Genomic DNA, 12,433 nt, shown 5'->3' with positions numbered 1-12,433 from the left:
GGAGGACGAAGGACCATGAACGACACCGAGGGCTACCGCGTCGAGCACGACTCGATGGGCGAGGTCAGGGTCCCCGCACACGCCAAGTGGCGGGCCCAGACCCAGCGGGCCGTGGAGAACTTCCCGGTCTCCGGGCAGCGCCTGGAACGCGCCCACATCGCGGCGCTGGCCCGGATCAAGGCCGCCGCCGCCACGGTCAACGCCGAGCTCGGCGTGATCGACCGGGACCGGGCGGAGGCGATCGCGGCCGCCGCCGAGGAGGTCGCGGAGGGCCGCTGGGACGACCAGTTCCCGGTCGACGTCTTCCAGACCGGCTCCGGCACCTCCTCCAACATGAACGCCAACGAGGTCCTGGCCACCCTCGCCGGGGAGCGGCTGCCGGCCGACCGGGCCGTCCACCCCAACGACCACGTCAACGCCTCGCAGTCGTCCAACGACGTCTTCCCCTCCTCCATCCACATCGCCGCCACCGCCGCCGTCACCCACGACCTCATCCCCGCGCTCGACCACCTGGCCGCCGCGCTGGAGCGAAAATCGGCCGAATTCGCGATGGTCGTGAAGTCCGGCCGCACGCATCTGATGGACGCCACCCCGGTCACCCTCGGCCAGGAGTTCGGCGGCTACGCGGCCCAGGTCAGGTACGGGATCGAACGGCTCCGCGCCTCCCTCCCCCGGCTCGCCGAGCTGCCCCTCGGCGGCACCGCGGTGGGCACCGGGATCAACACCCCGCCCGGCTTCTCGGCCGCCGTCATCGCCGAGGTCGCCCGCACCACCGGCCTGCCCCTCACCGAGGCCCGCGACCACTTCGAGGCCCAGGGTGCCCGGGACGGCCTGGTGGAGACCTCCGGCCAGCTCAGGACCGTCGCCGTCTCCCTCACCAAGATCGCCAACGATCTGCGCTGGATGGCGAGCGGCCCCCGCACGGGACTGGCCGAGATCAACCTCCCCGACCTCCAGCCCGGCTCGTCGATCATGCCCGGCAAGGTCAACCCTGTGGTCCCCGAGGCGGTCCTCATGGTCGCCGCCCAGGTCACCGGCAACGACACCACGGTCGCGGTGGCCGGCGCGGCCGGGAACTTCGAGCTCAACGTGATGCTCCCGGTGATGGCCAAGAACCTGCTGGAGTCCGTACGGCTCCTCGCCAACGCCTCCCGGCTCCTCGCCGACCGCACGGTGGACGGGATCACCGCCAACGCCGAGCGCGCCCGCGAGTACGCCGAGTCCTCCCCCTCCGTCGTCACCCCGCTGAACAAGTACATCGGCTACGAGGAGGCCGCCAAGGTCGCCAAGAGGTCCCTCGCCGAGCGGAGGACCATCCGCGAGGTCGTCCTGGACTCCGGGTACGTGGACCGCGGCGACCTCACCCTCGAACAGCTCGACGAGGCCCTCGACGTGCTGCGCATGACCCGGCCGTGACCCCCGGACGGCCCCGGCGTGAACCGCGGCCGTCCCGCGCGTGACTCAAGCGTGACGCGTACCGCAGCGCGGGTGGGAGCGCGCCCCTAAGATCTGCGCATGACAGGATCGGACGGTTCGGGCGACATCCAGCACTGGGCGCCGGGGGAGCACATCCTCTGGCGCTACCGCGGCAACGGCACCGCCGACGTGCACATCTGCCGGCCGGTGACCGTCGTCCGCGACACCCCCGACCTGCTCGCCGTCTGGATGGCGCCCGGCACCGAGTGCGTCCGGCCGGTGCTCGCCGACGGCACCTCCGTCCACGACGAGCCGCTCGCCACCCGCTACACCGCGCCCCGGACCACCGAACGCGCCCACTGGTCCGGCAGCGGCGTGCTCAAGCTCGCCCGGCCCGGCGACCCCTGGTCGGTCTGGCTGTTCTGGGAGCGCGGCTGGCGCTTCCGCAGCTGGTACGTCAACCTGGAGGAGCCGCGCCGCCGCTGGGCCGGCGGCGTCGACTCCGAGGACCACTTCCTCGACATCTCCGTCTACCCCGACCGCAGCTGGCTCTGGCGGGACGAGGACGAGTTCGCCCAGGCCCAGCGGGCCGGGCTGATGGGCGCCGAGCAGGCCGACCGGGTACGGGCCGCGGGCGCCGCCGCCGTGGAGCTGGTCGAGAGCTGGGGCGCCCCCTTCCGGGACGGCTGGGAGGAGTGGCGGCCCGATCCCGCCTGGACCGTCCCCGCCCTTCCCGCGGACTGGGATCGCACTCCGGCGCACACGGCGCCATGAGACCCTTGATGCGCCCCCGGGGTCGAAACGTAGGATCGTCCTCCGCACGGCCGACACCGGGCGGACACGACGTCACCGACCGAACGCGGCACAGCAACTGACCACACGTCACCGCACGTCATCGATGAGGGGGAGAGCAGTGCCGGAGCTGTGCCCGGGTGGCGCGCCCCCCGCCCCTGCCGCCGTCCGCGGATCGTCCGTATCCACCGCGAACACCGCCTCCGAGGGGTTTATCCCCGGCGAAGGCGCGGCATCGGCGAGAAGAGCGAGTGCATCGCACCACCGGCCCGGACGGACGGAATCCCACGCGTGACGGAGCATCCCACCTCCCACGAAGGCCGGCAGCCCCTGGCCGACCGGCCCCAGGAACAGACGCGGCCCCGCCAGGAGGCCGCGCCCGCCGGCCTGCCCTCCGACATCCCCGCGCAGCCCTCGGCGCAGGCCACGGAGCCGCCCGCGCCGGCCGGACCGCCCGCGCCCCAGCCACCGCCGGCGCCGCAGCCGCCCGGGCCGTCCGCGCCCGCGGTCGCCGTCGCCGTCTCCCCCAAGCCTCCGGGCGGGGAGGGCGGAGCCCCGCCGGCCGGACGGCGCGAGGGCGACCGGCTGCGGTTCGTCGGCGCCGCGACCCGGCGGATCGCCCGCGGCCTCGACCTGGACGAGATCGTGCTCGGACTGTGCCGCGCCACCGTGCCGGCCTTCTCCGACGAGATCCTGGTCTACCTCCGCGACCCGCTGCCGGTGGGCGACGAGCGGCCGGTGGCGCCCTTCGTGCTGCGCCTGCGCCGCACGGACCGGCTGCGGTTAACGCCCGACCTGGAGGGCGACGAGCTCGTCCTCGTACCCGATCCCGACCCGACCCCGGCCGCCGAGCTGTGCGAGGTGCGCTCCGGCAGCGCCCTCTCCGAGGTGCTCCGCGGCGTCCGGCCGGTCTTCGGCGACTCCGCCGCCGCCCGGGCCGCCCTCGGCGAGCTCCTCGGCCCCGACCATCCGCTCCCCCGCGGCCTGCGGGCCATACTGGCGCCGCTGCGCGGCCGCCGCCGGGTGATCGGCGCCACCGTCCTGCTGCGCCGCCCCGAACAGCCGGCCTTCGAACCGGACGACCTGCTCGTCGCCGCCCAGCTGGCCACCCACACGGCGCTCGGCATCGACAAGGCGGTGCTGTACGGCCGGGAGGCGTACATCGCCGACGAGCTCCAGCGCACGATGCTGCCGGACTCGCTGCCGCAGCCGACCGGGGTCAAGCTCGCCTCCCGCTATCTCCCGGCGGCCGAGACGGCCCGGGTGGGCGGCGACTGGTACGACGCGATCCCGCTGCCCGGCAGCCGGGTCGCCCTCGTCGTCGGCGACGTCATGGGCCACTCCATGACCTCGGCGGCGATCATGGGCCAGCTGCGCACCACCGCGCAGACCCTGGCCGGGCTCGACCTGCCGCCGCAGGAGGTGCTGCACCACCTCGACGAGCAGGCCCAGCGGCTCGGCCAGGACCGGATGGCGACCTGCATGTACGCGGTCTACGACCCGGTCTCGCACCGGATCACGGTCGCCAACGCGGGCCATCCGCCGCCCATACTGCTCCACCTGGACGGCCGGGCCGAGGTGCTGCGGGTCCCGGCGGGCGCCCCGATCGGCGTCGGCGGCGTGGACTTCGAGGCGGTCGAGCTGGACGCCCCGGCGGGCGCGACGCTGCTGCTGTACACGGACGGTCTGGTGGAGTCCCGGCTGCGGGACGTGTGGACCGGGATCGAGCAGCTGCGGGAGCGGCTCGCGGCCGCGGCCCAGTTGACCGGCCCGGACCACGCGCCGCCGCTCGAGGCGCTCTGCGACGACGTGCTCGACATGCTGGGCCCGGGCGACCGGGACGACGACATCGCGCTGCTCGCGGCCCGCTTCGACGGGATCGCGCCGAGCGACGTGGCGTACTGGTTCCTGGAACCGGAGGACGCGGCCCCGGGCCGGGCCCGCCGGCTGGCCCGGCGGGCGCTGGCCCGCTGGGACCTGGAGGAGCTCACGGACTCGGTCGAGCTGCTGATCAGCGAGGTGGTGACCAACGCGGTGCGGTACGCGGAGCGGCCGGTGACGCTGCGGCTGCTCAAGACCGACGTGCTGCGCTGCGAGGTCGGCGACGACTCCCCGCAGCTGCCGCGGCAGCGGCGGGCGCGCGAGACCGACGAGGGCGGGCGCGGTCTGTTCCTGGTGAACCGGCTGGCGCGGCGCTGGGGGGCGACCCGGCTGTCGGGCGGCAAGGTCGTCTGGTTCGAGCTGGCGACCCGCGGCTGACCGCCGGAGCGTCCCGGCCCCGCTGCCCCGTCCCGCCGCGTTCCGTACGTGCCGAAGGCCGGCCCCTCCTGGGGGCCGGCCTTCGGCGTGCGCGCGGGTGGGTCAGCGGGGCTGCTGGGTGGAGAGGCCGGGCGTGGCGCCGCCGCCGTCGCCTCCGCCGCCACCGGGGATCTCGGTGTCGGGCGGCTGGACCGTCGCCGTGTTGGTGGGCTCCCGGGTCGGTTCCTCGGTCTGCCGCGGCGGGGTGGTGGTGGGGTTCCCGGTGGACGTCGGCGGGGGCGGGGTCGTCATGCCGGTCGTCGGCGGCGGGGGCGTGGTCGCGGTGGTGGCCGGCGGGGTCGTCGGCTCCTCCGTCGGCTCCTCGCTGGGCTCCTCGGTGGGGGCGGTCGGGCTGATCGTCCACGTCGGCTCGCCGTAGCCGCCGGTGTTGTCCTCGGTCTCCAGCTCGAAGACGGCGTCCGAGCCGCCGTTCAGCGCGCGCTCGGTGTACTCGCCCCAGATCAGGGCGGGGAAGAGGCCGCCGCTGGCGCGGCCGGGCTCGATGGAGTCGGTGAGGGTGACCTGCTGGGCGATCTTGCCGGAGGTGTCCTCGCCGAACAGGGCGACGGCGGTGACCAGTTCGGGGGTGTAGCCGACGAACCAGGCGGACCGGTTGTTCTCGGAGGTGCCGGTCTTGCCGGCCGCGTCGTAGTCGCCGGCGGCGCGGAATCCGGAGCCGTTCCGCACGACGCCGGCCATGGCCTGGGTGGCGGTGTCGGCGGCCTTGCGGCTGATGACCTGCTCGCCGGTCTGCTTGACGGGTTCGACCTTGCGGTCGTGGTGCTGGGCGCTCTTGACCAGGGCGGGGGTGACCTTCTTGCCGTGGTTGTCGAGCGTGGCGTAGACGCCGGCCATGTCGAGGGTGGAGGCGCCCATGGTGCCGAGCGACATGGCGGGGGACTCGCCGAAGTCCGGGCCGTCCTTCATGCCGAGGGCGAGGGCGGTCTTCTTGGTCTCGGCGAAGCCGACGTCGACGATCATCTGGGCGTAGACCGAGTTGATCGAGCTGTTGGTGGCCTTCTGGACGGTGACGGGACCGTACGAGCGGTCGCCCTCGTTCTGGGGGGCGAAGGGGATCGGGGAGTCGACGACCTTCCGCTTGCTGGTGCCGTCGTAGATCGTGCCCAGGCCGATCCGGCGTCCGTCCTGGGTGGTCGACCGGTTCTCGACGGCGGAGGCGAGGACGATCGGCTTGAAGGTGGAGGCGGGCTGGAAGTCGCGCCGGGTGGCGTTGGACATCCAGTGCTCGGTGGCGCCGACGCCGCCGTACATCGCGACGACGCCGCCGGTCCGCGGGTCGACGGAGGTCGCGCCGGCCTGGACGGTGGCGGCCTTCTTGTCGCCCTTGCGGTCGATCTTGTCTTCCAGCTGCTTGTCGACGGCGGCGACGAGGTCCTTCTGCTTCTGCTCGTCGATGGTGAGGGTGACGGTCCAGCCGCCGGCCTTGATGTCCTCCTCGCTGACGCCCTGGCGCATCAGCTCCTGGTTGGCGGCCTCGACGATGTAGCCGGTCTGGCCCTCCATGCCGGGGAGCGGCTTGGGCGCCCGCGGGGCGGGGAACTTCAGTCCGGCGCGCTCGGCCTCGGGCAGCCAGCCCATCTCGACCATGTTGTCGAGGACGTAGTTCCAGCGCTCCTCGACGAGCTTGCGGCCGGTGGTGCTGGCCGAGGTCCAGTCGTACTGGTTGGGGGCCTGGAGCAGCGAGGCGAGGTAGGCGCCCTGGGCGGTGGTGAGCCTGGAGGCGTCGGTGCCGTAGTACGAGCGGGCGGCGGCCTGGATGCCGTAGGCGGAGCGGCCGTAGTAGCTGGTGTTGATGTACCCGGCGAGGATCTCGCTCTTGGTCATCTCCTGGTCGACCTTGACGGCGATGACCATTTCCTTGAGCTTGCGGGTCGCCGTCTGGTCCTGGCTCAGGTAGAAGTTCTTGACGTACTGCTGGGTGATCGTGGAGCCGCCCTGCTTGGCCTGGCCGGTGAGGGTGTTCCAGGCGGCGCGGGTGGTGCCCTTGATGTCGACGCCGTTGTCCTTGTAGAAGGTCTTGTTCTCGGCGGCGACGAAGGCCCGCTGGACGGGGAGCGGGATCTTGTCGAGGCCCACGATCTCGCGGTTGATCTCGCCGGTGCGGGCGAGGATCGTGCCGTTGGAGTACTTGTAGATGTTGCTCTGCATGGTGGCCTCGGCGTTGGCCGTGGGCACGGGGACCAGCAGGTAGACGGTGTAGAGGCCGCCGATACCGATCAGGCAGAGCAGGAGGAAGGTGCCGAGCATCTTCTTCCAGGTGAAGAGGCGGCGTATGCCCCGTTTCTTCGCCTTCTTGTCCGGTCGGCCCATGTGTCGCGTCGCTCCGCTCGTCGTGTGTCCCGTCGCCCGTGGCCCGGCGAGCCGCCGGATCAGCTCAGCAAGCTAACACCGGCAGTGCGGACATAGGGCAACCGATCACGCCTTTTCAGGACGTGAGAATCAGCACCCACCCCCAGGGGAACCGACGCCCGGACGGACGTGATGGTTGCGTGAAGGACCCGCTCCGTTTTCGTGCGCGCCGGCATCCGGTCCCGCCCCACCTGGCTATACAACGTGCGTATACACCCCGTGTACAGTGACACTCATGTCCATCGGTCACACCCTTCTCGGACTCCTCGAGACCGGCCCGCGCCACGGTTACGACCTCAAGCGCGCCTTCGACGAGCGGTTCGGCCACGACCGGCCGCTCCACTACGGCCAGGTCTACTCGACGATGTCCCGCCTCCTGAAGAACGGCCTCGTCGTCGTCGACGGCGTCGAACCCGGCGGCGGCCCCGAGCGCAAGCGGTACGCGATCACCGACGCCGGCATCACCGATGTCGCCGCGTGGCTCGCGACCCCCGAGAAGCCGGAGCCGTACCTCCAGTCCACGCTCTACACCAAGGTCGTCCTCGCCCTGATGACCGGCCGCGGGGCCGCCGAACTGCTCGACACCCAGCGCGCCGAGCACCTGCGCCTGATGCGCGAGCTCACCCGCCGCAAGAAGGACGGCGACCTCGCCGACCAGCTCATCTGCGACCACGCCCTCTTCCACCTGGAGGCGGACCTGCGCTGGCTCGAACTGACCGCCGCCCGGCTGGACCGGCTCGCCGAGGAGGTCCGCCGATGACCACCGCCCCCCTCCTCCGCGCCACCGGACTGTCCAAGGCGTACGGCCCCACCCCCGCGCTCTCCGGCGCGGACTTCGCCCTCCGCGCGGGCGAGGTCGTCGCCGTCATGGGCCCCTCCGGCTCCGGCAAGTCCACCCTGCTGCACTGCCTCGCCGGCATCGTCCGCCCCGACGCGGGCACCCTCACCTACGACGGGCGCGACCTCACCGCCCTCTCCGACACCGCCCGCAGCGCCCTGCGCCGTACCGACTTCGGCTTCGTCTTCCAGTTCGGCCAGCTCGTCCCCGAACTGACCTGCGCCGAGAACGTGGCGCTGCCGCTCCGGCTGAACGGCGAGAAGCGGAAGGCCGCCGAGGCCCGGGCCGTCGAATGGCTCGCCCGCCTGGAGGTCGACGACACCGCGGGCAAGCGCCCCGGCGAGATATCCGGCGGCCAGGGGCAGCGGGTCGCCGTGGCCCGCGCCCTCGTCACCGCCCCGCGCGTGATCTTCGCCGACGAACCGACCGGCGCCCTCGACTCCCTCAACGGCGAACGGGTCATGCGCCTGCTCACCGAAGCCTCCCGGGACACCGGCGCCGCCGTCGTCCTCGTCACCCACGAGGCCCGCGTCGCCGCCTGGTCCGACCGCGAGGTCGTCGTCCGCGACGGCTCGGTCCGGGACACGGAGTGGGCGGCGTGAGCCCGGGCACCTGGGGCCGCGACCTGACCCTCGGCGCCCGCTTCGCCGTCACCGGCGGCCGCTCCGGCCTGCTGCGCACGCTGCTCACCGCGGCCGGCGTCGGCTTCGGCGTGGCCCTGCTGCTGCTCGCCTCCTCGCTGCCGAGCATGCTCTTCCAGCGGGAGGTCCGGGAGGCGGCCCGCGCCGCCGACGCCTCACACGAGGTCACGAGCCCCCGCCCCGACACCTTCCTCCACTACACCCAGCACAGCTCCTTCCGGGGCGCCGGCCTCACCGGCCTGCTGCTGAAGCCGGAGGGCCCGAAGGCCCCGGCGCCGCCGGGGACCACGGGCGTGCCCGCCGAGGGCGAGATGCTCGTCTCCCCCGCCCTGGGCGAACTGCTCGACTCCCCCGAGGGCGCCCTGCTCAAGGAGCGGCTCCCCTACAAGGCCGTCGGGACCATCGGCGAGGCCGGGCTCATCGGCCCCAACGAACTGCGGTACGTCGCCCACGCCGGCTTCCTCACCACCGACAACTACGACGGGCGCGCGGAGCGCTACGGCTGGTCGGTGCCCGAGGAGCCGATGAACGCCTTCCTGCTGCTCCTCGTCGTCATCGCGTACGTGGTGCTGCTGCTGCCGGTCCTGGTCTTCATCGCGACCGCCGCCCGCTTCGGCGGCGAGCAGCGCGACCGCCGCCTCGCCGCGCTCCGCCTCGTCGGCGCGGACAACGGCACCACCCGGCGGATCGCGGCCGGCGAATCGCTCGCCGGGGCGCTGCTCGGCCTGGCCGTGGGCGCCGGACTCTTCCTGGTCGCCCGGCAGTTCGCCGGGGCCGTCGAGATCTGGGACGTCAACGCCTTCCCGTCCGACGTCGTCCCGCACACCGCGCTGGCCCTGCTGGTCCTCGCCGTGGTGCCGGTCGCCTCGGTCGTGGTCACCCTCTTCGCCCTGCGCGGCGTGGCGATCGAGCCGCTGGGCGTGGTCCGCACCGCCACCCCGCGCCGCCGCCGGCTGTGGTGGCGCCTGCTCATCCTCGCCGCGGGGGCGGCGCTGCTCGCGCCGACGATCGGCGGCATCCGGATGGACGACGACGCCATCGACACCGTCACCATCGGCGGCGGCACCGTCCTCGTCCTGATCGGCCTCACCGGTCTGCTCCCGTGGCTCGTCGAGTCCGCGGTGAAGCGGCTGAGCGGCGGCCCGGTCTCCTGGCAGCTCGCGGTGCGCCGGCTCCAGCTGTCCAGCGGCACCGCCGCCCGCGCGGTCAGCGGGATCGTGGTCGCGGCGGCCGGGGCGATCGCCCTCCAGATGCTCTTCCAGGCGATGGAGCGCGACTTCACCTCGTCCACCGGCCACGACACCACCCGGGCCCAGCTGGAGACCTCGCTGGACGCCCGGACCGGCGACGAGGCCCGGCGGACCATCGACCGGCTCGCGGCCGTCGACGGCGTCACCGGGACGATCGGCACGACCACGTCGCACGTCTTCCGGCCCGGCCCGCTGGAGCCGGGAGAGGACTTCGCGCCGATCACCCCGCTCGCCGTCGGCGACTGCGCCTCGCTGCGCGAGTTCGCCACGCTGCCCTCCTGCGCCGACGGCGACGCCTTCGTGGTGCTGCCGCCGAAGGGCGCCACCGACGCCCCCGACGCCGGCTGGGTCCGGAAGACCGCCCGGGCCGGCGCGCAGGTCGCGCTCCGCGACCCCGAGGAGCACGAGGGCGCCATGCCGCTGTGGCGGGTCCCCGCCGACGCCCGGACCGTGACCTCCCGCACCGACCCGGCCGGCCTGCACTTCTACGGCCTCCTCACCACCCCGGGGGCGATCGACGCGGCCCGCCTCGACGCCCCGCAGGCCGAGGTGATGGTCCGGTTCGACCCGGCCGTCCCCGACGCCCCCGAGCTGGTGCGGAACGCGGCCCTGGCGATCGACCCGACGGCCACCGTCCGCGGGCTGAGCGACACCGAGCAGAGCTCCCGCTTCCTCAGCGTCCGCACCGGCATCCTCGTCGGCTCGACGCTCACGATGCTGCTCGTGGCGGCCTCGCTGCTGGTCGCGACCCTGGAGCAGCTGCGGGACCGCAAGCGGCTGCTCTCCTCGCTGGTCGCCTTCGGCACCCGCCGCTCCACGCTGAGCTGTTCGGTGCTGTGGCAGACGGCGGTGCCGATCGCCGTCGGACTCGCCCTCGCGGTGGCGGGCGGGATCGGCCTCGGCTCGGTCCTGCTGGCGATGACGGACCAGCGGGTGCACGACTGGTGGGTCTTCCTGCCCGTCGTCGGCATCGGCGTCGCGCTGATCGCGGCGGTGACGCTGCTCAGCCTGCCGCTGCTGTGGCGGCTGATGCGCGCGGACGGGCTGCGTACCGAGTAACCCGTCGGACGGATGTACGAGACGGGGGGCGCGGGTTCCCGGCACCGGGGGGTGTCGGGAGCCCGCGCCTCCGCATGTCACGCGTCCGCTCCCGGGCGGTCCGGGGTCAGGAATCCGCGCCCAGCACCCGTACCGGCAGCGCCGCCAGCTCCTCGCGCAGCGCCTCGGCCAGCTCCTCGAACTCGGACTGACGGGCCGCGCCGGCGCGCATCGCGAGGGCGATCCGCCGGGTGGGCGCGGGCTCGGCGAAGACGCCGGTCCACAGGGCGGTGTTGCGGGCGGTCTCGACGGTGACGGCGGTGCGCGGGAGCAGCGTCACGCCGAGCCCGCCGGCCACCAGCTGCACCAGGGTAGCGAGCCCGGCGGCGGTGGTGGTGACCTCGGGCCCGTCGGCGCGGCCGGCCTCGCGGCAGATGTCGAGGGCCTGGTCGCGCAGGCAGTGGCCCTCGTCGAGGAGGAGCAGCCGCTGCTCCTTGAGGACCTCGCGCGGGATGTCGCCGCGGCCGGCCAGCGGATGCCCCTCGGGGGTGACGAGCACGAAGTCCTCGTCGAAGAGCGGGAGCTCGGTGACGCCGGGGACGCCGAGGGGGACGGCGAGGAGGAGCAGGTCGAGCCGGCCGGCGGCGAGCCCCTCCAGGAGGGTGGCGGTCTGTTCCTCGTGGACCTGGAGGTCGAGGTCGGGGTAGCGGCGGTGGACGAGCCGGAGCACGTCGGGGAGGAGGTAGGGGGCGACGGTGGGGATGACCCCGAGGCGCAGCACGCCGGTGAAGGGCGCCTGGGCGCCCTCGGCCTCCTCCATCAGCTCGGCGACGGCGTCGAGGACGGCCCGGGCGCGGACCGCGAGCCGTTCGCCGGCGGGCGAGAGCAGCACCTTGCGGGTGGTCCGCTCCAGGAGCTGGACACCGAGTGCCTCTTCGAGTGCCGAAACCGCGCCCGAGAGCGCGGGCTGGCTCATGCCGATGGCGGCCGCCGCGTCGCGGAAGTGCAGGTGCTCGGCGACCGCCGCGAAGGCTCTGAGCTGGGAGAGGCTCGGCTGCTTGGCCCGCTGGGGTCCGTGCTGGGGAGCGTACGGGGATGCCACTGATAACCACCTTCGATCAACACGACCCACTCTAGCTATTTCCCTGATCAATGCACTGCGTGCCATGCTGTGATCCGTCCAACCCCTCATGGAAGCCCCCAAAAGGGATCCTTCCGACTTGCAAGGAGAGCGCGTGCTCACTGTCGGTGACCAGTTCCCCACCTACGACCTGACCGCCTGCGTGTCGCTGGAGAGCGGCAAGGAGTTCGCGCAGATCGACCACAAGTCCTACGAGGGCAAGTGGCGCGTGGTGTTCTTCTGGCCGAAGGACTTCACCTTCGTCTGCCCGACCGAGATCGCCGCGTTCGGCAAGCTGAACGACGAGTTCGCCGACCGCGACGCCCAGATCCTCGGTGTCTCCGGCGACTCCGAGTTCGTCCACCACGCCTGGCGCAAGGACCACGCCGACCTGCGCGACCTGCCCTTCCCGATGCTCGCCGACTCGAAGCACGAGCTCATGAGCGACTGCGGCGTCCGCGGCGAGGACGGCTTCGCCCAGCGTGCCGTCTTCATCGTGGACCCCAACAACGAGATCCAGTTCACCATGGTGACCGCCGGTTCCGTGGGCCGTAACCCCAAGGAGGTCCTGCGGGTCCTCGACGCCCTGCAGACCGACGAGCTCTGCCCCTGCAACTGGAACAAGGGCGAGGACACCCTGGACGCCGGCAAGCTCCTGGCCGGTGAGTGA

9 protein-coding genes are annotated in these 12,433 nt (G+C 73.1%); 7 read left to right on the top strand and 2 right to left on the bottom strand.

Annotation, left to right across the window (positions count from 1 at the left end):
• Positions 1-15: 15 nt before the first annotated feature.
• From ACFVU3_RS12895 to ACFVU3_RS12885, 3 genes are all read left to right on the top strand, one after another.
• Complete coding sequence (locus ACFVU3_RS12895) at positions 16-1,416, top strand: class II fumarate hydratase (protein WP_390065919.1); 1,401 nt, start codon at positions 16-18, stop codon at positions 1,414-1,416.
• A 99-nt stretch (positions 1,417-1,515) separates the two neighbouring features.
• Positions 1,516-2,190, top strand: coding sequence for a DUF402 domain-containing protein (locus ACFVU3_RS12890; protein ID WP_390065918.1), 675 nt, complete (start codon positions 1,516-1,518; stop codon positions 2,188-2,190).
• 309 nt (positions 2,191-2,499) lie between these two features.
• The gene (locus ACFVU3_RS12885; RefSeq protein ID WP_390065917.1) at positions 2,500-4,467 is read left to right on the top strand and encodes a SpoIIE family protein phosphatase; all 1,968 of its coding nucleotides are present in this window, start codon (positions 2,500-2,502) and stop codon (positions 4,465-4,467) included.
• Positions 4,468-4,569: 102 nt separating this feature from the next.
• Here ACFVU3_RS12885 and ACFVU3_RS12880 read toward each other — a convergent pair whose 3' ends face one another.
• Positions 4,570-6,837, bottom strand: a complete 2,268-nt coding sequence (locus ACFVU3_RS12880) for a transglycosylase domain-containing protein (protein WP_390065916.1) — start codon at positions 6,835-6,837, stop codon at positions 4,570-4,572.
• A gap of 274 nt (positions 6,838-7,111) precedes the next feature.
• Here ACFVU3_RS12880 and ACFVU3_RS12875 point away from each other — a divergent pair, with 274 nt between their 5' ends.
• From ACFVU3_RS12875 to ACFVU3_RS12865, 3 genes are read left to right on the top strand one after another with little or no spacing between them, the layout of a single operon-like run.
• A complete protein-coding gene (locus tag ACFVU3_RS12875) occupies positions 7,112-7,636 on the top strand; it encodes a PadR family transcriptional regulator (RefSeq protein ID WP_390065915.1) in 525 nt (174 codons plus the stop codon).
• Positions 7,633-8,316, top strand: a complete 684-nt coding sequence (locus ACFVU3_RS12870; RefSeq protein ID WP_390065914.1) for an ABC transporter ATP-binding protein — start codon at positions 7,633-7,635, stop codon at positions 8,314-8,316. The genes ACFVU3_RS12875 and ACFVU3_RS12870 overlap by 4 nt, the downstream gene beginning before the upstream one ends.
• Positions 8,304-10,664, top strand: a complete 2,361-nt coding sequence (locus tag ACFVU3_RS12865) for an FtsX-like permease family protein (RefSeq protein WP_390065913.1) — start codon at positions 8,304-8,306, stop codon at positions 10,662-10,664. Before ACFVU3_RS12870 ends, ACFVU3_RS12865 begins: the two co-directional genes overlap by 13 nt.
• A gap of 106 nt (positions 10,665-10,770) precedes the next feature.
• On the opposite strand, the gene ACFVU3_RS12860 is transcribed toward ACFVU3_RS12865, so the two are convergent.
• On the bottom strand, positions 10,771-11,745 hold the full coding sequence (locus ACFVU3_RS12860) for a hydrogen peroxide-inducible genes activator (protein ID WP_390065912.1): 975 nt from the start codon (positions 11,743-11,745) through the stop codon (positions 10,771-10,773).
• A gap of 133 nt (positions 11,746-11,878) precedes the next feature.
• Here ACFVU3_RS12860 and ACFVU3_RS12855 point away from each other — a divergent pair, with 133 nt between their 5' ends.
• Entirely contained in the window at positions 11,879-12,433 is a 555-nt protein-coding gene (locus ACFVU3_RS12855; RefSeq protein ID WP_360318015.1) for a peroxiredoxin, read from the top strand.

Source organism: Streptomyces sp. NPDC058052, assembly GCF_042885515.1.
In the GTDB taxonomy this organism is placed as follows: domain Bacteria; phylum Actinomycetota; class Actinomycetes; order Streptomycetales; family Streptomycetaceae; genus Streptomyces.
Note: the sequence above shows the minus strand (reverse complement) of the source record. Positions and strands in the feature narration are given on the sequence as shown.

What these genes read in the sequence shown, in the direction of transcription:
- ACFVU3_RS12895 (WP_390065919.1), top strand. Translation starts at nt 16, where the DNA reads ATGAACGACACCGAGGGCTACCGCGTCGAGCACGACTCGATGGGCGAG.
- ACFVU3_RS12890 (WP_390065918.1), top strand. Translation starts at nt 1,516, where the DNA reads ATGACAGGATCGGACGGTTCGGGCGACATCCAGCACTGGGCGCCGGGG.
- ACFVU3_RS12880 (WP_390065916.1), bottom strand. Translation starts at nt 6,837, where the DNA reads ATGGGCCGACCGGACAAGAAGGCGAAGAAACGGGGCATACGCCGCCTC.
- ACFVU3_RS12875 (WP_390065915.1), top strand. Translation starts at nt 7,112, where the DNA reads ATGTCCATCGGTCACACCCTTCTCGGACTCCTCGAGACCGGCCCGCGC.
- ACFVU3_RS12870 (WP_390065914.1), top strand. Translation starts at nt 7,633, where the DNA reads ATGACCACCGCCCCCCTCCTCCGCGCCACCGGACTGTCCAAGGCGTAC.